Genomic DNA, 25838 nt, shown 5'->3' with positions numbered 1-25838 from the left:
GCGCGCGGGCGGCCCGGCAGGGCGGCGATCAATGCGCGCCGCCGCGGTCTTCGGCAGTCAGGGCCTTGCGCATCCGGCGCAGGCCGAGCGCCACCAGGCCGGCGATGACCGGGATCGATACCGCGGTGACGATCTCCGGCGTGGCCGGTTCGATCAGGTGCTTGGCGCCCTTGGCCATGTAATTGACCAGCTGCGACGCGTAGTAGGTGATCGCCACCACCGACAGGCCTTCCACCGTTTCCTGCAGGTGCAGCTGGATCTTGGCGCGCCGGTTCATCTGAGCCAGCAGCTCCTGGTTCTGGCGTTCCAGCTCGATGTCGACGCGGGTGCGCAGCAGCTGCGAGTTGCGCGCGATCCGGCCGGACAGGTCTTCCTGGCGGCGGGCGATCGAGGCGCAGGTGTTGATCGCCGGGGTCAGCCGGCGCTCCATGAATTCGCTCACCGTCGGGAAGCCGGGCAGGCGTTCCTCGCGCAGTTCGTCGATGCGCTGGCGCACCAACTGGTAGTAGGCCGCCGCGGCGCCGAAGCGGAAGGTGGTGCGCGCCACCGAGCGCTCGACCTCGGCGGCCAGCCGGGTCAGCCGGCCGAGCACGACGCGGTCGTCTTCCGGGTTGCGCGCGTCGCCCATGCGGTCCATCAGGTCGGCCAGTTCATCCTCGGCGCGCGACAGCAGGCGGCCGACCTCCTTGGCCACCGGGAAGGCGAGCAGCGCCATCACGCGGTAGGTCTCGATCTCCAGCAGGCGTTGCACGGTACGGCCGGCCTGGCGCGGGGTGAGACCGTCGTCAACGATGAGGAAGCGCGAAAAATCCTCGTGCAGGTGGAAGTCGGTGAACACCCAGCCGGCACCGTCGGCGATGCGCGACCCCACCACCGTCTTGCCGCGCGGCGAGACCTGCACCATCACGGTGTCGGGTGGCACGTCGGCGACACCGCGCAGTTCGACGTGGGTGGCGGCGATCAACTGGCCGGGGATGTCCTTGCGCCAGGCCGCCGGCACCGCCAGCAGGGCGTGCTCGTCGGCAACGTCGCCGGCTTCGATGTGACGGAAGAAGGTGTAGCTGGAGAATTCGTTGTGGCGTTCCCACTTCAGCCGGAAATCGCCGAAATCGAGCGACAGGTGGCCGCTGTCGGTGGCCGGCGCCGGCAGCCCGAACTGCTCGGCCAGCGCGCGGATGTGGCTGCCTTCGCGTTCGGCACTGCCTTCGTGGTGCAGGAAGGCGAGGTAGCTGATGAATTCCGGGGTGTCGAGCGGCACCTGCGGCCGCGCGTGGACTTCGTCGCTGAGCGTCTGGCGCAGCGGATGCTGAGTGAAGAAGGGCATTGTTGTTATGCAGGACGCGCCGCGGGTTTGGCGCAACGCGGCATTCTTGCCCACTGCCTTTGCCCCTGACAAGGCGCGACGGTGAATTGCCCGTCGCGCCCGCGGGCTTCCTGCCGGCCCTGTCGCAGGACCGGCAGGGGGCGGGCAGGTTTAGCCCTTGATCGCCTCGAGCGCGATGTCCAGGGTCACTTCGTCGCCGACATTGGGCGCGTACTTGCCGGCGTTGAATTCGCTGCGCTTGATCACCGCGGTGGCGTTGGCGCCGATGGCGTCCTTGTTCAGCATCGGGTGGGTGGTGGCGACGAAGGAGGTCACCTGCAGCGTCACCGGGCGGGTGACGCCCTTGATGGTGAGTTCGCCGTCCACCGCGACCGGCTTGTCGCCCTCGAAGCGCACCTTGGACGACTTGAAGGTTGCGGTCGGGTGGGCGGCGGTGTCGAGGAAGTCGGCGCCCTGGATGTGGCCGTCGAACACGCTGAAGCCGGTGTCGACCGACTTCATGTCGATGACGACGTCGACCGCGCCGGTCTTGGCCGCCTTGTCCAGCACCACGGTGCCGGTGGTCTTGTTGAAGCGCGACAGCTGCTTGGACAGGCCGAAGTGGCTGTAGGAGAAGCGCGGGAAGGTGTGGGTGGTATCGATCACATAGGATTCAGGCGCGCCCAAGGCAGCGCTGGAGAAGGCGGTGGCGAGGGCGAGGCCGGCGAGGGTCTTGAGGCTGGTTTTCATGTTGACTCCGTTGGGATGGATGGGGCGGGGTTGGGGATTACGGAATTACGCGGGATTACTTGCGGGCGGCGGCCTGCACGTGGAATTTCACGACGATCTCGTTGGCGACGAGGCTGGGGTCGGCCCATTCGCCTTCGCCGATGCCGAAGTCGTTGCGCCTGATGACGAAGTTGCCGTCGAAGACGCCGTCGGCACCCTGCTGGGCGAAGCTGAAAGGCGCGACCACGTCGCGGCTGCGGCCCTTGATCGTCAGCGTGCCGGCGGCCTCGAAGCGGTTGCCGCCGAGCGCCTTCACGCTGGTCGAGCGGAACACCGCCTTGGGATGGCGGGCGGTGTCGAACCAGGCCTTGCCGGCGACTTCGGCATTGGCTTCGGCAGAGCCGGTGTTGATGCTGACGAGATCGATCTCGATGCTGGCGCGGCCGGCTTCCGGCCTGGCCGGATCGAAGGCGAGCTGGATGTCGGACTTGCCGAAGCGGCCGTCCATGCCGACGCCCATCTGCTTGTAGCTGAAGTCGATGCGGCTGGCTGTGGCGGCCACTTGGCTATATTCGATGGCATGGGCGGCGGGCGCCAGCGGCAGGGCGAGTGCGGCCAGCAGGGCGGCGGCGGAACGATGGATCTGCATGGGGACTCCGGGGAAGGACTGTGTTTCGTGCTCTGGTGTTGCCGGATCAGGCTTTGCCGGCGCCGGGCAGCATGCGGGTCAGCACGTCGTCGCGGTCGAGAAAGTGGTGCTTGAGCGCAGCGCCGGCATGGCCGGCGACGATGGCCGCCAGCAGCATGTTGAGGGCGAAGTGCAGGCCCTGCAGGGCGTCGCCGAGCGCGGCATCCTTGCCGACCAGGTCGGGCAGCGGCAGCACGCCGAACCACACCGTCTGGAAACCCTTGGCCGAACTCATCAGCCAGCCGCTCAGCGGAATCGAGAACATCAGCAGGTAGAGCAGGCCGTGGGCCGCGCCCGCGGCCAGGCGCAGCGGTGCCGGCATGGTGGCGGGCAGGGCCGGCGCCGGATGGGCGAGCCGCCAGCCGAGCCGGATCGCCACCAGCACGAATACGGTGACGCCGGCCCATTTGTGCCAGGAATAGAGCTTGAGCTTGGCGGGTGACAGCGGCAGTTCGTGCATGTAGAGGCCGAGGCCGAAGATGGCGGCGAGCGCCAGTGCGATCAGCCAGTGCAGGGCAATGGCGGTGCGGTTGTAGCGGGCCGTTGGGGTGGCGTTCATCGGGTTTTCCTTGTGTGTTCAGGCCGTGGCCGCGTCGCCGAAGGCGAAGCTGTCCATCGCCAGGATGCCGTTGGTGACGTCGCCGGGCAGCCGGGTTGCCTGCGCCCAGTCGCCGCCGGCTGCGCCTATCGCGAAGTAGAGCGGCAGCAGGTGTTCGTCGGTCGGATGGGCGCGTTCGGCGTGCGGCGCACGGGCGCGGTAGTCCAGCAGGGCGTCGAGGTCGCCGGCGGCGATCGCCTGCCAGATCCAGTCGGTGAATTCGCTGGCGTAGCGGTCGGCCGGGTCGTGCGGCGCGCGGAACTCGTACAGGTTGTGGGTGATGCTGCCCGAGCCGATCACGAGGATGCCCTGCTCGCGCAGCGGCGCCAGCGCGCGGCCGAGTTCGAGCAGCATCCGCGGCGAACGCGTCGCCGGCTGCGATAGCTGGATCACCGGAATGTCGGCCGCCGGGTAGAGATGCATCAACGGCACCCAGGCGCCGTGATCGCGCCCGGCGATCTCGTTGGCCTGCGCCGGGATGCCTGTGGCCGCCAGCAGGGCGATCACTTCGGCGGCGACGCCGGGGGCGCCCGGCGCAGGGTAGGACAGGGTGTAGAGTTCGCGCGGGAAACCGCCGAAGTCGTGCACCGTGTCCGGCTGGCGGCCGGCGAGTACTTCCGGGCTGCGCGTCATCCAGTGCGGCGATACCACCAGGATGGCGCGCGGGCGCGGCAGGCGGCTGCCGAGCCGCGCCAGTTGCGCGCCGGCCTCTCCCGGCTGGAGCGCGAACATCGGCGAACCGTGCGAGATGAAGAGCGTCGGCAGGTGGGGCGTAGTGGCGTTCATGAGGGTGTCCGTTGCAAGCATGGGCAGTCTGCCCAATGCTGATGTCGGCACTTTATTGGAGCATCGCTACGTGATAAACAGGCTGTCTATCAACAGACTGTTGTTGTAATGGGAACAATCCAGGATGGATCGCTTTCGTGAATTGAGCGCCTTCGTAGCGGTGGTCGATGCCGGCAGCTTCGTCGGTGCCGGCGAGGCGCTGCGCATCTCCAAGGCGGCGGTGTCGCGCTGCGTGCAGGATCTGGAGACGCGGCTCGGTGCCCGCCTGCTGCAGCGAACCACCCGCCGGCTGTCGCTGACCGAGGCCGGCCGCGCCTATTACGAGCGTGCGCGCCAGTTGCTGGCCGATCTCGATGAGGCCGATGGCGCGGTCGGGGCGGTTACCGGGCAGCCGCTCGGCACGCTGCGCATCAACGCCCCGCTGTCCTTCGGGGTGCTCTACCTGGCGCCGCTGTGGGGCGAATTCCTGGCGCGTTATCCCGGGCTGGAGTTGGACATCAGCCTGTCGGACCGGCTGGTGGACCTGGTCGACGAAGGCTACGACCTGGCGGTACGCATCACCCGGCTGCAGGACTCCTCGCTGGTGTCGCGCCAGCTCGCCAGCACCCGCATCGTGATGTGCGCCTCGCCCGATTACCTTGCGCGCCACGGCACGCCGACGCGGCTGGCCGATATTGCCGACCATGCGGTGATCGCCTATAGCTATGCGCATGGCGGTGACGTCTGGCGTTTTGCCGGGCCGGACGGGGTCGATGAGGAAGTGGTGACGCGTCCGCGCATCCGCGCCAACAACGGCGATACCTGCCGGGCGGCGGCGCTGGCGGGACAGGGCATCGTGATGCAGCCGACCTTTCTGGTCGGCGACGATCTGGCCGCTGGCCGTCTGCAACGGGTGTTGCCGGACTATGCCGGGGTCAGCGTCGGCATCCACGCGGTCTACCCCTCGCGCAAACACCTGTCGCTCAAGGTGAGGGTGCTGCTGGACTACCTGGCGGAGGCCTTCGCCACCGTGCCGTGGGCGGAGTGCGAGGGGGTGGAGCGGGAAAGGGCCCGCACGCCCGGCCCATAGGGCGGGCAGGCGGCGATTCAGGCGGCGGAGGCGGTCGCGTCCTCGCCGGCGATGACCACGCGCCCCTTGCCGGCGCGTTTGGCGGCATACATCGCGCGGTCGGCGGCGGTCAGCAGCGCACGCCGGTTGCGGCCGTGCTGGGGCCCGAGGGCGACGCCGATGCTGGCGCCCAGGCCGCATTCGCGGCCGTTGTCGTCCATCACGATGGGCTCTGCCACCGCCTGGATCAGGCGTTCGCCGATGGCGCGCGCCGTGCCGGCGTCGGCCTGCGGCAGCACCGCGACGAATTCGTCACCGCCCAGCCGCCCGACGAAGCACTCGGCCGGCAAGGTTTCGCGCAGGCGATGGGCGATGGCGATCAGGGTGAGATCGCCGGCGTCGTGGCCGTGGGTGTCGTTGATCGGCTTGAAGCCGTCCAGATCGATGAACAGCACCGCAAAGGCCTGGCCGGGCAGGGCCAGCACCTCGTCGAGCACATGCCGCAACTGGGTGCGGTTGGGCAGGCCGGTGAGCGGATCGTGCAGGGCAAGGTGCTCGATGTGGGCGCGGCTGGCTTCGAGCTTGGTGACGGCATCGGTCAGCTCGCGGTTGCTCGTGGCCAGTTCGGCGGTGCGTTCGGCCACCAGGTGCTCGAGGTTGGCGTTGAGCAGTTGCAGGCGGTGTTCGCTGTCGCGCAGCCGGTCTATGGTCTGGTAGAGCGCGCTGACATCGGCCAGCGCGGTGACGATGCGGAAATCGCCTTCCGGCGATACCAGGGTGCGGAAGCTGGAGCGTACCGTAAGCACCGCGCCGCTGCGCGCCAGCACCTGCCATTCATTCGGGGCCTGCTGGTCGTTGTCGAGCGCCATCTGCAGGATCAACGGCTCGAGGTGCCGGTCTTCCGGGCGCAGGATGAGGCGGAAGCTCTGCCCCAGCAGTTCGTCGCGGCGATAGCCGAACATCGCGCAGTAGGCCGGGTTCACGTCCACGTAGTGGCCGCGCTCGTCCGCGATCGCGATCGCAACCGGGCTCACTTCGAAGACCGCCGCGAAGAAGGCGTCCTGACTGGTCATGGCCTTCCGGATCGAGTCCGGCACCCGCTTTGTATGAAGGATGACGCAATTGTAGTGGCATCCCGCGGTGGCCGGTAAGCGCCGAGCGCAGCGCTCAGAGCGGGGCGCGGGTCAGCGCCGACAAGGCGGGATTCACCGCGAACACCTGGGCGGCGATGTCGGTCACGCCGAAGCCGGCGAGACGGGCGCGGTGCTTGTCGAGATAGCGCAGACAGGCGGCTTCGTCGTCGAACAGGTAGATGCCGCCGGCGCGGCCGGCTTCCTGGTTCTCGGTCCACAGCTTCCAGCGCAGACCGGGTTCGGCGGCGATGTCGCGGGCAAGACCGTCGCAGGCGGCGGCAAGGTCTGCGCCCCAGGGGCCGGCAAAGGGGAAGTCGATCTGCAACAGGGTGGCGCTCATCGGGCGTCTCCGGGCAAGGGATGAGGTGTCAGTCCGATGGCATGTTAGGCGCATCGTCCCTCGCTTAGAATCGGCCTGCGGGGAAATGCATTCCTCACTGTGAAGAAATAATGCGAGGTCGCGGCGATGGCGCTGGATACGCTGGAGAGCATGCGGGCGTTTGCCCGCGTGGTGGAACTGGGCAGCTTTGCAGCGGCGGCGCGCCGGCTGGCGATCTCGCCGGCGATGGTCACCCGTCATGTCGTCAGCCTGGAGGAGAGACTGGGCGCGCGTCTTTTGCAGCGCACCACCCGGATGGTGCGGCCGACCGAGGCCGGCCAGCTCTATTACGAGCGCTGCATCGAGCTGCTGCAGGGGCTGGAGGAGGCGGACGCGGCGGTAAGTGCCGTCACCGTGCGGCCGCGCGGCACGCTGCGGGTCACCGCGCCGGTGGAGTTCGGCAACAGGCATCTGGTCGGCCCGGTGGTGGGCTTCATGCAGCAGCATCCCGAACTGGCGGTGATGCTGGACCTCTCCAACCGCCTGGTCGATGTGGTGGACGAAGGCTACGACCTCGCCATCCGAGTGACCAACGCACCCGATCCGGCGCTGGTCGCCCGCCGCCTGGCGGTGTCGCGCATGCACGTGGTGGCGAGTCCGGGCTATCTCGCCGGGCAGGGGCATCCGGCGGAGCCGGCGGCGCTGGCGGAGCGCGATTGCCTTTGCTTTGCCGTGCCGGCGGCGCGCGACGACTGGTGCTTCCGGCGCGACGGCAGCATGACGACGGTGAAGGTGAAGAGCCGCCTGCTGTCGACCAGCTCGGAGGCGCTGCTCGGCGGTGCCCGCGCCGGCGCCGGTATCAGCTGGCTGCCCACCTTCGTGTGTGGCGACGACCTGCGCAGCGGCGCACTGGTGTCCTTGTTCCCCGATCACGACGTCGGCGGGCTCGGCGTCCATGTTGTGTATCCGCACCGCCGTTTCCTGCCGGTAAAGCTGCGGCTCTTCATCGACCATCTGGTGGCGCATTTCGGTGGCGACAGTGCTGCCGATCCCTGGGCCTAGCGCGCGGCGTCTGGAATGAAAAAGCCCCGGCGGGTTGCGCCGGGGCTCTCGGTCGGACTGCTGCCGCGCGGGCAGGCTCAGGCGGTGGCCTTGGCCGCGACCACGGTGGCCGGGCGCACGTCCATGTGGGCTTCCTGTGCATCGAGCACGGCTTCCGGCTCGTCGGCCTCTTCCGCGGTCTCGTTGTTGAGGTGGGCGTGCAGTTGCTTCTCGTCGAGGTCATTGCACCATTTCGCAACCACGACGGTCGCCACGCTGTTGCCGATCAGGTTGGTGAGCGCGCGCGCTTCCGACATGAAGCGGTCGATGCCGAGGATGAGCGCGAGGCCGGCGACCGGGATGCCGCCCACCGCCGACAGCGTCGCCGCCAGCACGATGAAGCCGCTGCCGGTGATGCCGGCCGCGCCCTTGGAGGTGAGCAGCAGCACCAGCAGCAGGGTGATCTGCTGGGTGATGTCCATCGGTGTGTTGGTGGCCTGGGCGATGAAGACCGCGGCCATCGTCAGGTAGATCGAGGTGCCGTCGAGGTTGAAGGAGTAGCCGGTGGGCACCACCAGGCCGACGGTGGATTTCTTCACGCCGAGGTTCTCGAGCTTGGCCATGATGCGCGGCAGCGCCGATTCCGACGACGAGGTGCCGAGCACGATCAGCAGCTCTTCCTTGATGTAGCGGATCAGCTTCCACACCGAGAAGCCGTGCGCCTTGGCGATGGTGCCGAGCACGCCGAAGATGAAGATGATGCAGGTGAGGTAGAAGGTGGCCATCAGCATGCCGAGCTGGGCGAGCGAGCCGACACCGTGCTTGCCGATGGTGAAGGCCATCGCGCCGAAGGCGCCGATCGGGGCGACCTTCATGATGTAGCCGACGATGCCGAACAGCACGTGCGAGAACTTCTCGATGAAGTCGAACACCAGCGTGCCGCGGCCGCCGAAGCGGTGCAGGGCGAAGCCGAACATCACCGAGAACAGCAGCACCTGCAGGATCTCGCCCTTGGCGAAGGCATCGACCACGGTGGTCGGGATCACGTGCAGCAGGAACTCGGTGGTGGTCTGCATCTTGCCGGGTTCGGCATAGGCGGCGATGGCCTTGGTGTCGAGCGTGCTCGGGTCGACGTTCATGCCGGCGCCGGGCTGGACAACGTTCACGATCACCAGCCCGACGATCAGCGCGATGCTGCTGACGATCTCGAAGTAGAGCAGGGCGTAGCCGCCGGTCTTGCCGACCTTCTTCATGTCCTCCATGCCGGCGATGCCGACCACCACGGTACAGAAGATGATCGGCGCGATGATCATCTTGATCAGCTTGATGAAGCCGTCGCCGAGCGGCTTCATCGCGGCGCCGGTCTCGGGGTAGAAGTGCCCGAGCAGCACGCCGATGACGATGGCGACGATGACCTGAAAGTACAGCGAACGGTAGATCGGTTTCTTGGACATGGCTCACTCCTCTCATGTTTTTCTGAGTGGCGCGATTTTTCCGCACGAGGCGAGCCTCCGGCAGTGTGAGCTTCCACACTGCGGATAACACTTATATAAGACAGGGATATAAGACTGGAAATGCCTGCGAGCCGCGCCCTACGGGCCTTTCAGGCGTAGCGGTTGCTGCGGAGCAAGGCCGCCAGCGCGGCGAATACGGCCAGCAGCGCGGCGGCGGCGGCGCACAGTGCGGTGAGTTCGGTCGCCTTGCGTTCGAGCACGAAGCGGGCATTGAGCTCGTGGTAGATCTGCTGCAGCTCCGCAGCGGTGCCGGCGTGGAAGTACTTGGCGTGGGTGAGGTCGGCAATCGCGCGCAGTGTGGCCTCGTCGAAGCGCATGAACACCGACCAGCCTTCGTTGTTCACGGTGGCGCCCTCGGCGGTACCGAAGCCGACCGTGAAGACGCGGATGCCGCGCTCGGCCGCCATTCTTGCCGCGTCGACCGGTTCGGGCCCGCTGGTGCGGCGGCCGTCGGTCAGCAGGATGATCGCAGCCGAGCTGTTGGAGCCGGGCGCGGCGCTGGATTCCGGCGGCGGTTGGTCCTTGCCCTGGCGCGCGGCGTCGGCGAGCGTGGCGCTGCTCAGCATGGTCGGGTCGGGATCGAAGCTTTCCTGCGGGAACAGCGCTGCCAACGCGACGATGATGCCGCTGCCGATTGCGGTGTGGCGGGCGAGCTGGAGGCGGTCGATGGCGCCGAGCAGATCCTCGCGGTTGGCGGTCGGCGCCTGCACCACCGCGGCCGTGCCGGCGAAGGAAACGACGCCGATGCGAACGTCCGCCGGCTGCGCACGGATGAAGTCGCGCGCGGCGGCCTGGGCAGCGGTGAGGCGATCCGGCGGTACATCGGGTGCGCTCATGCTGAGCGACACATCGATGGCGAGGATGATGGTGCGCTGTTCGGACGGCAGGGTGATGACCGCGCTCGGCCGGCTCACAGCCACGGCCGCGGCCATCATTGCCAGCAACAGCAACAGCGCCGGCAGATGGCGGCGCAGGCGGCGGCCGTCGTCGAGCGCGGGCTTCACCAGCACCAGGCTGGCAAAGCGTACCGGCGCGTGGCGCCGGCGCCGGAGCAGCAGCAGGTAGCCGGCAACCAGCGCCGGCGCGGCAAGCAGCAACCACAGCATGTCGGGCCACAACAGGCTCATCGGATTGGCTCCTCCGGGTTCTGCCGCGGCGCGGCGGGCGTTGTCCCGCTGCCGGTGCTTGCCTCGCGCCGCCGCGGGTCCGATGATTCACTCTAGCACCGCCATCATGCATCGGTGCTGCCGGATGCAGGGCCTGCATTCTTCTGCAGCGGAATCGGCCGGCATGGCCGACAATGGAATTTCTGCCAGGGCGTGCAGTCACATCGGCATTGCCCGTTACCCGCGCCGCGTCGCGGCATTCTGTGGCCGTCGCCCTCTCCGGACGGAGGTGCCCATGCGAAGAGTTTCGCTCTACAGCAGCAGTTCCGATCCGTCGCGGCGGCGTCCCGCGCGTGAGGCGGACGGACGCGAGGCCACGGCCACCGTCGCGGCTGCTGTGGAAGCCGGTGCGCCGCCGCTGCCATCTTCGCCGCCGGGCCCGGCGTCTGCCGCGACGCCCGCCGGCGCTCCGCCCGGTTCAGCGCCGCCGCCCAGCCCTGTGCCGACCGCCGGGTCGCGCCTGCGCCGTTCCTGGCGCAAGCATCCGCATGCGCTCACGCTGGCGGCCGGTTTGCTGACGCTGCTGCTCGCGCTCTTTGCCTACCACCGGTTGGTGCCGGCGCCGCGCGTCGTGGCCGACGAACACATCGAGAAGCTGGTGCTGCGCACGATAGAGCGCAAGGCGCTGGCGGCGCCCACGGCGCATGCCTTCCGCGTGATCGCGCCGTCGGTGGTGCGGGTGCGCGGCTACGGCGAAGCGCACAAGGGCAAGGGCAGGGGCAAGGCCGCCGACGAGGCGCTCAGCATCGGCTCGGGCGTGGTCATCGTCGATCGCGGTGTGATCCTCACCAGCCTGCACGTGGTGGCCGGCGCGCCGCGGCTCAAGGTCACCTTCGCCGACGGGCTGGAGTCCGATGCCGAACTGGTCGGCGCGCGGCCCGACCAGGATCTGGCCGTGATCCAGGCCGCCACCATTCCCGACGACCTCGTCGCCGCGACGATGCGATCGAGCAGCGATCTTGCGCTCGGCCAGCCGGTGGCGGCGGTCGGCTTCCCCTTCGACGTCGGCCTCACCGTGACCGAGGGCGTGGTGTCCGGGCTGGGCCGCGAGTTCCGCACGCCGGGCGGGCGCATGCCGCTGCGCGACCTGATCCAGTTCGATGCCGCGGTGAACCCCGGCAGTTCCGGCGGGCCGCTGATCACCATGGACGGCGAGGTGGTCGGCATCGTCACCGGCATTCTCAACCCGACCGACGAAGGCTTCTTCGTCGGCATCGGCTTCGCGGTTCCGATCGAGAGCGCGGCCGGCGCGGCGGGCCTGTCGCCGTTCTAGCGGCATCGTTGCAGACCATCGACAAGGGGGGCGTATGAGCATGAACAACCGGGACAGCGACCACAACGACGTGGCGGCGCTGATGGAGCGCGTGCTGTACGAGGTCAAGCGGGTCGTCGTCGGGCAGGACCACTTCCTCGAACGGGTACTGGTGGCGGTGCTGGCCCAAGGTCACCTGCTGGTCGAAGGCGTGCCGGGCCTGGCCAAGACGCTGACGGTGAAAACGCTGGCAGCGACCATACGCGGCAGCTTCCGCCGCATCCAGTTCACCCCCGATCTGGTGCCGGCCGATCTGGTCGGCACCCGCATCTACAACCAGAAGAGCGGCGAATTCACCACCTCGCTCGGCCCGGTGTTCACCAACCTGCTGCTGGCCGACGAGATCAACCGCGCACCGGCCAAGGTGCAGAGCGCACTGCTGGAGGTGATGCAGGAATACCAGGTGACCATCGCCGGCGAAACGCACCACGTGCCGCGTCCCTTCCTGGTGCTGGCGACGCAGAACCCGATCGAGACCGAGGGCACCTATCCGCTGCCCGAGGCGCAGGTCGACCGCTTCATGATGAAGGTGCTGGTCGGCTATCCGAGCGAGGAAGAGGAATGCGCCATCGTCGAGCGCGTCACCGGGCCGGCGGCGACGGTGCAGGCGATGGCGAGCACCGAGGAACTGGCCGTCCTGCAGCGCGAATGCCGCGGCGCCTACGTGGATCCGGCGTTGATCCAGTATGCGGTGCGGCTGGTGGCGGCGACGCGCGAGCCCGAGCGCTACGGCATCGACGACGTGGCGCGCTACCTGACCTGGGGCGCCAGCCCGCGTGCCTCCATCCACCTGATCGAGGGCGCCCGCGCGCTTGCCTTCCTGCGCGGACGCAACTACGTGCTGCCGGAGGACGTCGCCGACCTGGTGCCGGACATCCTGCGCCATCGTCTGGTGTTGAGCTACGAGGCGCTGGCCGACGGTCTGGCCGCCGACGCGCTGGTCGAACGCATCATGAGCCGCCTGCCCGCACCGGAAAAACCGCTGGAAAGCCATGTCCGCGCCGGCACACGATCCTGAGCGCCTGCTGCGCCGGCTCGAGTGGCGGGTGATCCGCCGCCTCGACGGCCTGCTGCAGGGCGACTACCGCACGTTGTTCCGCGGCTTCGGCCTGGATCTCGCCGATCTGCGCGAGTACCAGTACCACGACGACGTCCGCCACATCGACTGGAACGTCACTGCGCGGCTGCAGACGCCCTATCTGCGCGAGTACAACGAGGATCGCGAGGTCAGCGCCTGGTTCCTGCTCGATCTCAGCGCTTCGCTCGACTTCGGTTCCGGCGCCAAGAAGCAGGCGATCGCGATCGACTTCGTCACCGTGCTGGCGCGCCTGCTCACCCGCCACGGCAACCGCGTTGGCGCAATCTGCTACGGCGACCGGGTCGACAGCGTACTGGCGGCGCGCGGCGGCCGCCGTCACGTGCTGCATCTGCTGCACATGCTGTTGTCGCGGCCGGCCCCGGCGCGAGACGGCGCCGGCCGCCAGACCGACCTGGGCGAGCTGCTGCGCGCAGCCCGCCAGGCGGTGCCGCGGCGCTCGCTGGTGTTCGTGGTGTCGGATTTCATCAGCACGCCGGGCTGGGGGCCCGCGCTGGCGCAGCTTGCGCAGCGTCACGAACTGGTCGCGGTGCGGCTGCACGATCCGCTCGAGACCGACTTGCCCGACCTCGGCATGCTGGTGTTCGAAGATGCCGAGACCGGCGAGCAGCTGCTGGTCGATACCCACGATCGCGTTTTCCGCGAACGTTTCACCGCGCAGGCGGAACAGCGGGAGGCCGGGCTGCGCGCCGCCTTCGCCGACGCCGGGGTGGATGCGCTCGAGCTGTCCACCGGCGACGACCTGATCGATGCGCTGCTGCGCTTTGCCGAGCTGCGCCGCTGGCGCAGCCGGGTCGTCGGCGGTGGTAGCCTGCCGGGGCATCTGGCGGGAGGACGTCGATGAGCTTCGTGTGGCCGGCGCTGCTGTGGTCCCTGCTGCTGCTGCCCGTGCTGGTGGTGTTCTACCTCTGGTTGTGGCGGCGCCATCGGCGGCTGGTGTTGCGCTATGCCGGGCTGGACATGGTCAAGGCGGCACTCGGTGCGCGCCAGCCCCTGCGCCGCCATCTGCCGCCGCTGCTCTACCTTCTCGGCCTGGCCGCCATGCTGGTGGCGGTGGCGCGGCCCAGCGCGGTGATCACGCTGCCGGTGAGCGAGCAGACCATCATGCTGGCGATGGACATCTCGGGCAGCATGCGCGCGACCGACCTTGCGCCCAACCGGCTGGCCGCGGCGCAGGCGGCGGCGCGCAGCTTCGTCGAGGTGTTGCCGGCCGACACCCGTGTCGGCGTCGTCGCCTTTGCCGCCACTGCCGCGCTGGTGCAGGCGCCGACGCGCAGCCACGAGGATGTGCTTGCCGCCATCGAGCGCTTCCAGCTGCAGCGCGGCACGGCCGTCGGCAGCGGTCTGGTGCTGGCGCTGGCGACGCTGCTGCCGGAGGCCGGTATCGACCTGAGCCTGCTGGTCGAGGATGGCGAACCGGCACCCAAGGCGGCGGACGGACCGGCGCCCGCGCCGGTGCAGCCCGGCTCCTACAATTACGGCGCCATCGTGTTGCTGACCGACGGCGAGCGGACCACCGGGCCGACGGTGGATGCCGCGGCCAAGCTGGCGGCCGACCATGGCGTGCGGGTCTATACCGTGGGCGTCGGCACTGCAGACGGCGGCGTGGTGGGCTACGAGGGTTGGTCAATGCGGGTGCGGCTGGATGAGGCCAGCCTCAAGGCCATTGCCGACACCACTCGCGGCGATTATTTCCAGGCCGCGGACGCCGAACAGCTGCGCCGCATCTACCGCAAGCTGGGCAGCAGGCTGACGCTGCAGGAAAAGCATACCGAGGTGAGCGCGCTGTTCGCCGCTGGCGGGGCGGTGCTGATGCTGCTGGCGGCGCTGCTGTCGATGCTGTGGTTCCGCCGCATCCTGTGAGGGCGGGGAGGGCCGGCGCGCTGTGAGGTCAGGCCCGGTGGCATCAGTCCATGTCGCTGCTGCGGCCCAGCACACGCGCCAGCCAGGTTTCGATGTCCCGGATCTCCTCCAGGCAGACGGTGTGGTCGGCGAAATAGGGGTGCCATTCGAGCGCATAGCCGGTGGCCTGCAGCAACTCGCTGGAGCGTAGCGCGAAATCGTAGGGAATCACGGTGTCGCCGTGGCCGTGGGCCATGAAGATGGGCACGTCGTGGTTGGCCGCGTCGGCCTCGGCGATGAAACTGTCGGCCAGCGGCAGATAGGTCGACAGCGCCAGGATGCCGGCCAGCCGGCGCGGATGGCGCAGGCCGGTGTGCAGCGCGATCGCGCCGCCCTGCGAAAAGCCGGCCAGCACGATGTGGTCGTCGGCGATGCCGCGGGCATTCTCGCGCGCGATCAGGTTTTCCAGCAGGCGGGCGGATTCGCGCACGCCGCGCGGATCTTCGCGGCGCTGGGCGAAGTCGGACGACACGATGTCGTACCAGGCGCGCATCGGGTAGCCGCCGTTGATCGTCACCGGCCGGATCGGCGCATGCGGAAAGATGAAGCGTATGCCGGGCAGGCGGTCCGGATCGAGCTCGTCGACGATGGGCTCGAAGTCGTGGCCGTCGGCGCCCAGGCCGTGCAGCCAGATCACCGTATGGGTCGGCGGCGAGCGGGTTTCGATCTCGACCGCGGGCAGGATCTGGTTGGGCATGTCGTCATCCTCTGCATAGTCGATCGGAATTCGTTTCGAGCGTGTTTGCGCGAATGATTGTACGGGCGCGATCGCCCGCGTGGCGCGCGATTGCGACGAACGGATAAAAAATCCGCACCGGCACAGGCACGCGGGCACCGCTGGCCTTTCCCTGCACGCCCGTGTTGCCCGCGCATGCCACATGCAGCGCCCGCAGGCCGCTTGGCCCGCCCATGCCTGCCCCACCCGGTGGACTTCCGTCCGGCCTCGCCGGTTCTCTGGCTGCTGCAGCCGGCGCAAACATCTTTCTTCGGCCGGCAAACAAAAAGGTCGCCCGGCATCCCTACACTGCAAACGAATAAATGAGAATCGATATCAAATGAGTGCGACCGCCGGTCGTACTCCGGTGATGTCGGCAAGGGCAGCGCGGGGGCGGCCTCCAGCGCCCCGCATCGTGAGCATGAAGGGCACATGAACCAGACAGACATCGCCGCGAACACCCTGGCGGGACACGCCGCGGGAGCCGCCGGCAGGCCGGAGCGCCTGCTGGTCCTGACGCTGGCCGGCATCCAGTTCTCCCACATCCTCGACTTCATGGTGATGATGCCGCTGGGGCCGGCGCTGATCGAAGCGCTGGCGATCGACACGCGGCAGTTTGCGCTCCTCGTCTCCATCTACACGCTGGCGGCCGCGGCCAGCGGACTGGTGGCGGCCGCCTTTGTCGACCTGTTCGGGCGCAGGGGCCTGTTGCTGACGCTGTTCGCGCTTTTCATCCTCGCCACGTTGGGCTGCGCGCTGGCGCCGGACTACGCCACGCTGCTGCTGTCGCGGACGCTGGCGGGCGCCTTCGGCGGCGTGCTGGCAGCGCTGCTGCAGACCATCATCGGCGACGCGATTCCTTTCGAACGGCGCGCCAGGGCCAGCGGCGCAGTGATGTCGGCGACCTCGCTGGCGGCGGTGCTGGGCGTGCCGGGGGCGCTGACGCTGGCCGCCGCGTTCGGCTGGCAATGGCCATTCGCCGCCATCGCCACGGTGGCTGCGCTGTTCTGGGGGCTGGCCGCGCGCCATGTGCCTCGACTGCCGCCCCATCGCGCCGGGCCGGGTTCGCGGACGCAGGTGGTGGCCGGCATGTCGGCCGTGCTGCGCGACCGCAATCACCGGCTGGCGCTGCTGTTCATGGCGCTGGGCGCGTTCTCGACCTTCACCGTGATGCCTTATCTCACGCTCTACCTCACCCGCAATGTCGGGCTGGCGGCGGAGGACGTGCCCTTGGTCTATGTGCTCGGCGGCGTGGCGGGATTCCTCGTGGCGCGCTGGATCGGTGGTCTGGCCGACCGCTGGGGCAAGGTCCCTGTCTATCGCGCGGTGGCGTTGTTCTCGGTGGCGCCGATCCTGCTGCAGACGCACCTGCCGCCGCTGGCGCTGGGCTGGATCTTGCTGTGCTCCACGCTGTTCCTCACCCTCGGGCCGGGGCGGGCGGTGCCGGCGATGGCGATCACCATTTCGGCCGCACAACCGCCGCTGCGCGGCAGCTTTCTATCGCTGTGCTCGTCGAGCCAGCAACTGGCCTGCGGCATCGCCGCCTATGTGGGCGGGCGACTCATCGTGGAAGGACCCGACGGCGCGCTAGACGGCTACGGCGCCGCCGGCTGGCTGGCGGTTGCCCTGACCGGCGCGACGATGCTGCTCGCCGGGCGGATCCGGGCCCACGTGCGGCCGCCCGCCGCCTGACCGCGGTTTGCCTGCCCATGGGGCAGTGCGGATTTTGATGGGAATGATTGTCATTCAATTGCAGGAGGTAGAGAAGAAATGAATGATGTGTCCAGGGATTTGATCGATGCGCGGGCCGCGCGCCTGCTGGCGGCCTACCGCGGCGCCGATCCGTTCTTCTTCGCGACCGCCGAGCACACCCTGCTGGCGCAGGGCTGCTACGCCGAGGTGCCGCCGGCCGACAACCTGGCCGACCTGGGGCTGCGGGTCGACGAGCAGTTGCAGGCGGCGCGGCGCAAGGGGCACCCGAATCCCGTCGTGGTCGGCGCGATTCCCTTCGATTCGCGCAAGCCGGCCTGCCTCACGATTCCGCGCCAGGTGATCTCGGCCGGTCCGCTCGGCGGGCGTGGCGGAGAGGGCGCACGGCGGCCCGGCCGCTACCTCGTCCAGCCGGTGCCGCAGCCGCAGGACTACGCCGAGGCGGTGGGGGAGGCGGTCCGCCAGATCAAGGCCGGCAAGCTGTCCAAGGTGGTGCTGGCGCGCACGCTGGCGCTCGCCGGCGAGGAGCCGGTCGATGTGCAGGGCCTGCTCGGCCGGCTGGCGCGTCACAACGCGCACGGCTACACCTTCGCCGTCCGCCTGCCGGGCAGCCGGCCGGGTACGCTGCTCGGCGCCAGCCCGGAACTGCTGATCAGCCGGCGCGGCCTGCAGGTGCGCTCCAACCCGCTGGCCGGTTCCGCGGCGCGCACCGCGGATGGGGCTGAGGACGCGCGGCGCGGCCAGGCGCTGCTGGCTTCGAACAAGGACCTGCACGAGCACCAGATCGTCGCCGACGCGGTGGCGGCCGGGCTGCGCCCGCATTGCCGCACGCTCGCGGTGCCGGCGGGGCCGTCGCTGATCCACACCGCCACCATGTGGCATCTGTCGAGCGACATCCGCGGCGAACTCGCCGACGCCGGGATCGGCACGCTGCGGCTCGCCGCCGGCCTGCATCCCACGCCGGCGGTGTGCGGCCATCCGAGCGCGGCGGCCTTCGACCTGATCGGCCGGCTCGACGCCTTCGACCGCGGCTTCTACACCGGCCTGGTCGGCTGGTGCGATGCCGACGGCAATGGCGAATGGGTGGTGACGCTGCGCTGCGCCGAGGTCCAGGACAACCGCATGAGGCTCTTTGCCGGCGCCGGCATCGTCGCCGACTCCGACCCGCAGGGCGAGGTGGCGGAAACCGAGGCCAAGTTCAAGACCATGCTGAACGCGCTCGGCCATGCGCCGGAAGGAGTCTGCTGATGCTCGCCGATTGCACCCCCTGGCCGGCCGACCTTGCCGAGCGCTACCGCCGGCAGGGCTACTGGCGCGGCGAAACCTTCAGCGGCATGCTGGCCGAAAGGGTGGCGCGCCATAGCGACCGTCTCGCCGTGGTCAGCGACGGCCGGCGCTGGACCTACCGCGACCTTGCCGCCGAGGCGGATCGCCTGGCCCGCGGCTTTCACGCCCTGGGCATCGGCCGCAACGACCCGGTGGTGGTGCAACTGCCCAATTGCGTGGAGTTCCTCGCCGTGCTGTTCGCGCTCTTCCGGCTCGGCGCCTTGCCGATCTTCGCGCTGCCGCCGCACCGCCAGTTCGAGATCGGCCACTTCTGCCGCCATGCCGGCGCGGTGGCCTATGTCGTTGCCGACCGTCACGCCGGTTTCGATTACCGCATGCTGGCGCGCGACATCAAGGCAGCGGTGCCGCAGCTTCAGCATGTGCTGGTGCTCGGTGAGCCGGGAGAGTTCCGCGCGCTCGACGACCTGCCGGCATTGCGGGGCGAGCTGCCGCCTCCACCCGCCGCCGACGAGGTCGCCTTCTTCCAGCTCTCCGGCGGCAGCACCGGTACGCCCAAGCTGATTCCGCGCACCCACGACGATTATCTCTACAGCATCCGCGCCAGCGCGGAGATCTGCGGCCTCGATGGCGACAGCGTGTTCCTGTGCGTCATTCCCGCCGGGCACAACTTCGCCATGAGTTCGCCCGGCTCGCTCGGCACGCTCTATGCCGGCGGCACCGTCGTGATGTGCGCCCATCCCAGCCCGGACATGGCGCTCGGCTGGATCGAGCGCGAGCGCGTCACGCTCACTGCGCTGGTGCCGCCGCTGGTGCCGGTGTGGCTCGACGCCATTGCACGCGTCAAGCCCGACCTCGCCAGCCTGAAGCAGGTGCTGGTGGGCGGTGCCCGCTTCGACGCGGAGACGGCCAACCGGGTGGTGCGCGAGCTCGGCGTCCAGCTGCAGCAGGTGTTCGGCATGGCCGAAGGCCTGGTCAATTACACCCGGCTGGACGATCCGCCCGAGGTCGTGCTGCATACGCAGGGCAGGCCGATCTCGCCGGACGACGAGTTGCGCATCGTCGATGACGAGGACCGGCCGGTCGCCGAGGGCGAGACCGGCCACCTGCTGACGCGCGGGCCCTACACCATCCGCGGCTACTACAAGACGGCCGAGCACAACGCCCGCGCCTTCACCGCCGACGGCTTCTACCGCACCGGCGACATGGTGCGGCGCACGCCGGAGGGCAACCTGGTGGTCGAAGGCCGCGCCAAGGACCAGATCAACCGCGGCGGCGAGAAGATCGCCGCCGAGGAGGTCGAGCACCAGCTGCTGGCCCATGCCGGCGTGATGGACTGCGCCGTCGTCGCCATGCCGGACGCCTACCTCGGCGAGAAGAGCTGCGCCTTCGTGATCCGCCGCGACGACGAGCTGCGCGCGGTGGACCTGATCCGCTTCCTGCGCGGCTGCGGGCTGGCGACCTACAAGATCCCCGACCGCATCGAGTTCGTCGACCGCTTCCCCAAGACCGGCGTCGGCAAGATCAGCAAGAAGCAGCTGCGCCTCGACATCGAAGCGCGCCTGGCGGCAACCGCCGTCTGATCCGAAACGAACACAGGACTACTGAACCGACATGGCCATACCCAAGATCGCCAGCTACCCGATGCCCACCCGCGGCTGGGACAACCGGGTGCGTTGGCAGCCCGACGCCCGTCGCGCGGTGCTGCTGGTGCACGACATGCAGGACTACTTCCTCGACTTCTACGACCGCGGCAGCGCGCCGGTGCCGACGCTGATCGCCAACGTCCGCCGGCTGATCGACCTGGCGCACGCGCAGGGCATCCCGGTGGTGTACACCGCCCAGCTGCCGGTGCAGACGCCGACCGAGCGCGGCCTGCTGCAGGACATGTGGGGGCCGGGCCTGACGGCGCAGCCGCAGCGCAAGGACATCGTCGCCGAACTGGCGCCGCAGGCGCAGGACACAGTGCTCGATAAGTGGCGCTACAGCGCCTTCCAGAAGTCCCGCCTGCTCGAACTGATGCGCGGCCAGTCGCGCGACCAGCTGATCGTCTGCGGCGTCTATGCCCACATCGGTTGCATGGCGAGCGCCTGCGAAGCCTTCATGAACGACATCCAGCCCTTCTTCGTCGCCGATGCGCTGGCCGACTTCTCGGCGCAGGAGCACGAGCTGGCGCTGCGTTACGTTGCCCAGCGCTGCGGCACGACGCTGCTCACCGCGGAGCTGGCCGACCGGCTGCCGCCGCGGTTGCCGGCGTCGCCCGCGGCGCTGCGCGCTCTGGTCGCCGACAGCCTGCAGCTCGCCGCCGCCGAACTCGGCGAGGACGATAACCTGCTCGACTGGGGGCTGGATTCGATCCGCATCATGGCGTTGGTCGAGACCTGGCGGCGCGCCGGGCTGGCGCTCGACTTCATGACCCTGGCCGAACAGCCCACGCTGGCGGCATGGTGGGCCCTGCTCGAACGGCGCGAGGCGGTGGCATGCACATGACAGCCCTGTTTCATGGCGGACGCGGCAGGCACCTCCGCGATCGCGCCGCTTGCGCCGCGCCGCCGTTCGCACGGCTGTTGTCCCGGCTGTGCGGGGGCTTGCTGGCGGGGGCGCTGATGCTGCAGACGGTGCAGCCGGCGCAGGCGCAATCGATATCGGTGGCCGCGCCGCTGCCGGTGGAATGGGCGCCGGTGCAGCTGTCGCGCAGTCTCGGCTTCGATATCGAGTCGCGCCACACCGGCCAGCGCTACCGCATCGCCATCGGCCTGCCGCACAAGCCGGCGCCGACCGCGGGCTACCCGGTGCTGTGGGCGCTCGACGGCCTGGCGAGCTTCCCGCTGATGGAAACCGTGCGGCCGCGGCCGCCGGCGGCGGGCGAGAGCGCCGAGTGGCGCCGCAAGATCGGCGATGAGCCGGCCGGCCTGATCGTCGCCATCGGCTATGCCAGCGGCGAGCCGATCGACGTCAATGCGCGGGCGCTGGACTATACGCCGCCGGGCACCACCGCCCCGAGCGGCGACAGCTTTTCCGGCCGGCACGGCGGTGCCGACGCCTTCCTGCGCTTCCTGACTCAAGAGCTGCGCCCGCTGCTGGCACGCCACTTCCCCATGAATCCGCAGCAGCACACACTGTTCGGCTTCTCCTACGGCGGACTGTTCACGCTCCATACCCTGAGCACGCAGCCGCAGCACTTCCAGCGCTACTGGGCGGCCAGCCCCTCGCTCTGGTTCGGCGGCCACCATGTCCTCGAAACCCTGCCGCAGCGTCTGCCGGCGCTGGACTTCGTCGCTCACCCGGCGCGGGTGACGATCACGGTGGGCCTGGACGAGCAATACCCGGCCAGCTTCGCCACGCCCCAGCAGCAAGAGCGCCTGCAAAGCCGCCGCATGGTCGACAACGCCGAGCGCTTCGCCGGCCTGCTCACGCCCAGGCCGGGCGTGCAGTTGCAGCTCCTCAAGCTGGCGGCGCACGAGCACCCGGACATGCTGACGCACGGCGCCCGCCGCGTGGTGGATTTCGCCTTTGCGCCGTGAGCCCGGCCAAGCGGCCGCGTTCTCGTCCCTTGAACGGAGCGGAGTGATTCTTCCATGACAAAGACCTTTCAACGCCTGGCGGCGAGCTCGGCCCAGTATGGCATCTGGATGGGCCAGCAGATGGTGCCGGAGAGCCCGAGCTACCTCACCGCCGAGGCGGTCGAGCTGCGCGGCCCGCTCGATACGGCCGCGCTGTCCGCCAGCGTGGCCGAGGTGCTCGGAAACTGCCAGACCCTGCACATGCGCTTCGAGATGAACGAAGACGGCCTGTGGCAATGGCCGCAGGCGCCCGGCGATGAGTCGCCCGAACTGCACGACTTCCGCCAGGCGGCCGACCCCGACGCGGCGGCGCACCACTGGATGCGGCAGTCGCTCGCGCGCCTGTGCGACCTGACGCGCGACCGGCTCTACCGCAGCGCGCTGCTGCGCCTCGCCGAGCATCGCCACCTGTGGTACCTGCAGGTGCACCACATCGCGCTCGACGGCTACGGCTACGGCCTGGTGTGCCAGGCGGTGGCGGCCCGCTACAGCGCGCGGGTGCGCGGCGAAGCCTTGCCGGCCTTGCCCGACTGGCGGCTGGACAAGGTGGTGGAGGCCGAACGGCAGTACAAGGCCAACGGCGGTTTCGAGCGCGACAAGGCGTTCTGGATCGAACACCTGCGACAGGCGCCGGCGCCGGCCACGATCGCGCCGCCGCAGGAGTTCTCCGACGAGGTCGTGCGCCACGATGCCCGCCTGGGCCCGGCCGAGATCGAACCGCTGCAGCAGGCCGCCCGCCGTTGCGGCCAGGACTGGGGCAGCTGGATGCTGGCGGCGATCGGCCTGTGGCTGGCGCGCCATTCGGGCCAGCGCCGCCTGAGCTTCGGCCTGCCGGTGATGAACCGGCTCGGCACACCGACGCTCGGCGTGCCCTGCATGGCGATGAACATCGTGCCGATGAGCGTGCAGGTCGACCCCGCCGCGGACATGCGGGCAATGAGCCGGCAGATGGCCGACGGCATGCGTCTCATCCGCCCGCATCTCTACTACCGCTACGGCTGGATACGCGGCGACCTCGGCCTGCTGGAGATCCAGAAGCACCTCTTCAACCAGGCGGTCAACCTGATGCCCTTCGACCGGCACGCGCCGTTCGCGGGGCTGGAGAGCGTCGTTCATCCGATCGGCGCCGGGCCGGTGAAGGACCTCAACATCAGCCTGTCGGTGCTCAACGCCGAATGGCGCCTGCTGCTGGAGGCCAACCCGAATGCCTACGATGCCGGGCGCTTGGCCGAACTGCACCGGGACCTGGTGGACTGGCTGGCGAGGCTGGCGGCGCATCCGGCGGACGCCAGCCTCGCGCCGCTGCTGCACGACCTGCCGCCCTTGTCGGTGCTCGACGGCCCGGCGTTGACGCAGACGCCGGTGCCGGTGCTGGAGCGCCTGCTCGCCGTCGCCGCGCGCAGCCCCGGCAAGGCGGCGCTCGAATGGCAGGACGAGGTCGTCGACTACGCGCAACTGCTGCTGCAGGTCCGGCAGCTGGCCGCGCGCCTGGGCGAGGCCGGGCTGCATGCCGACGAGCGCGTGGTGATCCTGCTGCCGCGCAGTCCGCAGGCCATCGTCGCGCTGCTGGCGACGCTGTGGGCGGGCGCGTGCTACGTGCCGCTGGACCCGCTCGGCCCGGCCAGCCGGCTGGCCCAGGTGCTGGCCGATGCCGAGCCGCGGCTGGTCGTCAGCCTGCGCCGCTGGGCGGACAAGGCCGGCTCGCGCCCGCTGATCTGCCTCGACGACACGCCTGCCGGCCCGATGCCGTGCGATCCGACATCCGTTCCCCGCGAGGTGGATGCCGCCCGGCCGGCCTATCTGCTCTACACCTCGGGCTCGACCGGCAAGCCTAACGGCGTGGAGGTCGGCTACGGCGCGCTGGCGCACTTCGTCGCCAGTGCCGGCCAGCTGTACCGCATCGTCGCGGACGACCGCGTGCTGCAGTTCGCACCGTTGCACTTCGATGCCAGCATCGAAGAGATCTTCCTGAGCCTGTGCCACGGCGCCACCCTGGTGCTGCGCGACGACGCGGTGCTCGATGCCATCCCGGCTTTCACCTCCTTCGTCGAACGGGTGCGCATCAGCGTGCTCGACCTGCCGACCGCCTACTGGCACGAACTGGCGCATGCGCTCGATGCGGAGCGTGCGGGGCAGCTGCGGCGGGTGCGGCTGACCATCATCGGCGGCGAGGCGGCGCTGCCGGCACGGGCGCGGCGCTGGCGGGCCTTGCTGCCGGATAGCGTGTTGCTCAACAGCTACGGGCCGACCGAGGCCTCGGTCATCGCGACCACGGCCCTCCTCGGCGGCAGCGAGGCGGTGTGGGACGGTGGCGACGAGCTGCCGATCGGCCGTCCGCGCCCCGGGGTGAGCGCGCTGGTCGTGGACGCGCATCTCCACCCGGTGGCCGTGGGGCAGCCGGGTGAGCTGGTGCTGTGCGGCGAGGCGCTGGCGCTCGGCTATCGCCACAACGAGGCCTTGACCGCGCGCCGCTTCGTGACGCTGCCGCTGCCGTCGGGTGAGGGACGACGCGGCTACCGCAGCGGCGATCGCGTTTGCCTGCGCGACGGCCAGCTCTTCTTCCTCGGCCGGCTCGACCACGAGGTCAAGATCAGCGGCCTGCGCGTCGATCCGACCGAGATCGAGAACGCGCTGCTGGCACATCCGGCGGTACGTGAAGCCGCGGTGGTGGCGGTGCCGCGCGCCCACGGCGGCTACCGGCTGGCGGCCTTCCTGGTGGGGACGGATGCGCCGGGGCTGGCGTCCCTGCGTCGCCAGCTGGCGCTGGTGTTGCCGGCCGCGGCGCTGCCCGACCACTGGCATGGGCTGGAGAGCCTGCCGCGCAACCCGAACGGCAAGATCGACCGCAAGCAGCTGGCCGAACTCGCCGATCGCCAGTCGGCCGCGGCCTTGCCGCAGGCGACGCCGCTGGAGCAGCGGATCATGCAGGTGTGGCACGCGGTGCTGGGCGAGATGCCCGACGGCGTGGACGCAAACTTCTTCGATCTCGGCGGCAAGTCGCTGCAGGCCATCCAGGTCTCGAGCCAGCTGAGCCGGCTGCTCCAGCGCGACATTCCGGTGTCGGCCCTGTTCCGGCACGCCACCGTCCAGGCGCTGGCCAGGGCGCTGAGCGGACCGGTGGCGCATCGTCCGCCGACGGTCGGCAGCGACCAGGCCTTTGCCCCGGTGCTGACCATACAACCGGGACGCCATCCGGCGCTGTTCTGCCTGCCGCCGGCCGAGGGCCTGTCGTGGTGCTACCTCGGCTTGGCACGCCACCTGCCCGGCGTCGCCATCCACGGTCTGCAGGCCACCACGCTCGAAGCGGGCGAGCCCGACTGCTTCGACACGCTGGTCGCGCACTACACCGCACAGGTCCGCGCGCTGCAGGCGAACGGCCCGTACCGGCTGCTGGGCTGGTCGCTCGGCGGCGCGCTCGCCCAGGCGATCGCGGTCGAACTGGAGCGCCTGGGCGAAGCGGTGGAACTGGTCGCATTGATGGACAGCTACCCGGCGGAGGCCTTTGCCGGCTGGCGGGCGCCCACGCTGCAGGACGCCCTGATCGCGCTGTCGAGCGTGAATGGCGAGGTCGAAACCGATACGCCGGAGGCGATCTACCGGCGCCTGCTGCGCGCCGGCAGCCCGCTGGCGGCATTGGGCCAGGCGGCGCTCGAACGCCTGGGGCAGGCCGCGCTGCGCGGCATGCAGGTTTTCCGCGCCAGCCGGACCCGCCGCTACCGAGGCGATCTGCTGCTGTTCTGCGCGCGCCGGCGGGAAGCGATCGCGCCCGTGCCGTCGACGTGGCAGCCCTACCTGGACGGCCGGCTCGATTGCGTCGAGCTCGATTGCGACCACTTCGGCATGAGCGATCCGGGGCCGCTGCAGGCCATCGGCCGGGCGCTGGCAAACCGCCTGAACGTACAGGCGATCGATCTGATAGCGGAGTGAGACG

22 protein-coding genes are annotated in these 25838 nt (G+C 69.6%); 12 read left to right on the top strand and 10 right to left on the bottom strand.

The features are described from left to right. Positions 1–28: 28 nt before the first annotated feature. The 5 genes from CJ010_RS18065 to CJ010_RS18045 form a co-directional block, all read right to left on the bottom strand. Positions 29–1324, bottom strand: a complete 1296-nt coding sequence (locus CJ010_RS18065) for a DUF3422 family protein (protein WP_141019339.1) — start codon at positions 1322–1324, stop codon at positions 29–31. Between the two features lie 150 nt (positions 1325–1474). Continuing rightward, a complete protein-coding gene (locus CJ010_RS18060) occupies positions 1475–2053 on the bottom strand; it encodes a YceI family protein (protein ID WP_141019338.1) in 579 nt (192 codons plus the stop codon). Positions 2054–2108: 55 nt separating this feature from the next. Beyond that, complete coding sequence (locus CJ010_RS18055) at positions 2109–2681, bottom strand: YceI family protein (RefSeq protein ID WP_141019337.1); 573 nt, start codon at positions 2679–2681, stop codon at positions 2109–2111. 46 nt (positions 2682–2727) lie between these two features. Next, the gene (locus tag CJ010_RS18050; protein WP_141019336.1) at positions 2728–3279 is read right to left on the bottom strand and encodes a cytochrome b; all 552 of its coding nucleotides are present in this window, start codon (positions 3277–3279) and stop codon (positions 2728–2730) included. Positions 3280–3297: 18 nt separating this feature from the next. Further along, on the bottom strand, positions 3298–4104 hold the full coding sequence (locus tag CJ010_RS18045) for a class III extradiol ring-cleavage dioxygenase (protein ID WP_141019335.1): 807 nt from the start codon (positions 4102–4104) through the stop codon (positions 3298–3300). Positions 4105–4228: 124 nt separating this feature from the next. Between CJ010_RS18045 and CJ010_RS18040 the strand changes: the two genes are divergently transcribed. After that, positions 4229–5173: a LysR family transcriptional regulator gene (locus CJ010_RS18040; RefSeq protein WP_141019334.1), complete on the top strand. Its 945-nt coding sequence runs from the start codon at positions 4229–4231 to the stop codon at positions 5171–5173. Between the two features lie 17 nt (positions 5174–5190). Here the strand turns inward: CJ010_RS18040 and CJ010_RS18035 are convergent, their stop codons facing one another. Both CJ010_RS18035 and CJ010_RS18030 read right to left on the bottom strand, forming a co-directional pair. Continuing rightward, positions 5191–6225 carry a diguanylate cyclase gene (locus CJ010_RS18035; RefSeq protein WP_141019333.1) on the bottom strand — a complete coding sequence of 345 codons (1035 nt, stop codon included), beginning with the start codon at positions 6223–6225 and terminating at the stop codon, positions 5191–5193. Between the two features lie 94 nt (positions 6226–6319). Further along, positions 6320–6625, bottom strand: coding sequence for a monooxygenase (locus tag CJ010_RS18030; RefSeq protein ID WP_141019332.1), 306 nt, complete (start codon positions 6623–6625; stop codon positions 6320–6322). Between the two features lie 126 nt (positions 6626–6751). Here CJ010_RS18030 and CJ010_RS18025 point away from each other — a divergent pair, with 126 nt between their 5' ends. Continuing rightward, complete coding sequence (locus tag CJ010_RS18025) at positions 6752–7666, top strand: LysR family transcriptional regulator (RefSeq protein WP_141019331.1); 915 nt, start codon at positions 6752–6754, stop codon at positions 7664–7666. 77 nt (positions 7667–7743) lie between these two features. Here CJ010_RS18025 and CJ010_RS18020 read toward each other — a convergent pair whose 3' ends face one another. Both CJ010_RS18020 and CJ010_RS18015 read right to left on the bottom strand, forming a co-directional pair. Continuing rightward, positions 7744–9099 (bottom strand): dicarboxylate/amino acid:cation symporter, encoded by a 1356-nt coding sequence (locus tag CJ010_RS18020; RefSeq protein WP_141019330.1) that lies wholly within the window; start codon positions 9097–9099, stop codon positions 7744–7746. Between the two features lie 149 nt (positions 9100–9248). Then, a complete protein-coding gene (locus tag CJ010_RS18015; RefSeq protein ID WP_141019329.1) occupies positions 9249–10286 on the bottom strand; it encodes a VWA domain-containing protein in 1038 nt (345 codons plus the stop codon). Positions 10287–10560: 274 nt separating this feature from the next. Here CJ010_RS18015 and CJ010_RS18010 point away from each other — a divergent pair, with 274 nt between their 5' ends. The 4 genes from CJ010_RS18010 (at position 10561) to CJ010_RS17995 (ending at position 14596) form a co-directional block, all read left to right on the top strand. Beyond that, a complete protein-coding gene (locus CJ010_RS18010) occupies positions 10561–11598 on the top strand; it encodes a S1C family serine protease (protein ID WP_240794401.1) in 1038 nt (345 codons plus the stop codon). An 82-nt stretch (positions 11599–11680) separates the two neighbouring features. Beyond that, entirely contained in the window at positions 11681–12655 is a 975-nt protein-coding gene (locus CJ010_RS18005) for a MoxR family ATPase (RefSeq protein WP_205754998.1), read from the top strand. Continuing rightward, positions 12630–13577 (top strand): DUF58 domain-containing protein, encoded by a 948-nt coding sequence (locus CJ010_RS18000; RefSeq protein ID WP_141019327.1) that lies wholly within the window; start codon positions 12630–12632, stop codon positions 13575–13577. Before CJ010_RS18005 ends, CJ010_RS18000 begins: the two co-directional genes overlap by 26 nt. Beyond that, a complete protein-coding gene (locus CJ010_RS17995; RefSeq protein ID WP_141019326.1) occupies positions 13574–14596 on the top strand; it encodes a VWA domain-containing protein in 1023 nt (340 codons plus the stop codon). The genes CJ010_RS18000 and CJ010_RS17995 overlap by 4 nt, the downstream gene beginning before the upstream one ends. Before the next feature lie 43 nt (positions 14597–14639). On the opposite strand, the gene CJ010_RS17990 is transcribed toward CJ010_RS17995, so the two are convergent. Further along, a complete protein-coding gene (locus CJ010_RS17990) occupies positions 14640–15332 on the bottom strand; it encodes an alpha/beta hydrolase (protein ID WP_141019325.1) in 693 nt (230 codons plus the stop codon). Positions 15333–15782: 450 nt separating this feature from the next. On the opposite strand from CJ010_RS17990, the gene CJ010_RS17985 reads away from it, so the two are divergent. The 6 genes from CJ010_RS17985 to CJ010_RS17960 all read left to right on the top strand — a co-directional run bounded on the left by CJ010_RS17985 (position 15783) and on the right by CJ010_RS17960 (position 25834). Next, positions 15783–17042 (top strand): MFS transporter, encoded by a 1260-nt coding sequence (locus CJ010_RS17985; RefSeq protein WP_141019324.1) that lies wholly within the window; start codon positions 15783–15785, stop codon positions 17040–17042. 78 nt (positions 17043–17120) lie between these two features. After that, positions 17121–18308 carry an isochorismate synthase DhbC gene (gene dhbC, locus CJ010_RS17980; protein ID WP_141019323.1) on the top strand — a complete coding sequence of 396 codons (1188 nt, stop codon included), beginning with the start codon at positions 17121–17123 and terminating at the stop codon, positions 18306–18308. Next, the gene (locus tag CJ010_RS17975) at positions 18308–19927 is read left to right on the top strand and encodes a (2,3-dihydroxybenzoyl)adenylate synthase (protein ID WP_141019322.1); all 1620 of its coding nucleotides are present in this window, start codon (positions 18308–18310) and stop codon (positions 19925–19927) included. Before dhbC ends, CJ010_RS17975 begins: the two co-directional genes overlap by 1 nt. Positions 19928–19958: 31 nt before the next feature. Then, entirely contained in the window at positions 19959–20834 is an 876-nt protein-coding gene (locus CJ010_RS17970; RefSeq protein WP_141019321.1) for an isochorismatase family protein, read from the top strand. Further along, positions 20825–21868 (top strand): alpha/beta hydrolase, encoded by a 1044-nt coding sequence (locus CJ010_RS17965; RefSeq protein WP_205754813.1) that lies wholly within the window; start codon positions 20825–20827, stop codon positions 21866–21868. The genes CJ010_RS17970 and CJ010_RS17965 overlap by 10 nt, the downstream gene beginning before the upstream one ends. Before the next feature lie 54 nt (positions 21869–21922). Continuing rightward, complete coding sequence (locus CJ010_RS17960) at positions 21923–25834, top strand: non-ribosomal peptide synthetase (RefSeq protein WP_141019319.1); 3912 nt, start codon at positions 21923–21925, stop codon at positions 25832–25834. Positions 25835–25838: the final 4 nt, after the last annotated feature.

It is taken from the genome of Azoarcus sp. DD4, assembly GCF_006496635.1.
GTDB lineage: Bacteria > Pseudomonadota > Gammaproteobacteria > Burkholderiales > Rhodocyclaceae > Azoarcus.
The sequence above is the reverse complement of the archived record's forward strand: the minus strand, read 5'-3'. Positions and strand labels throughout refer to the sequence as shown.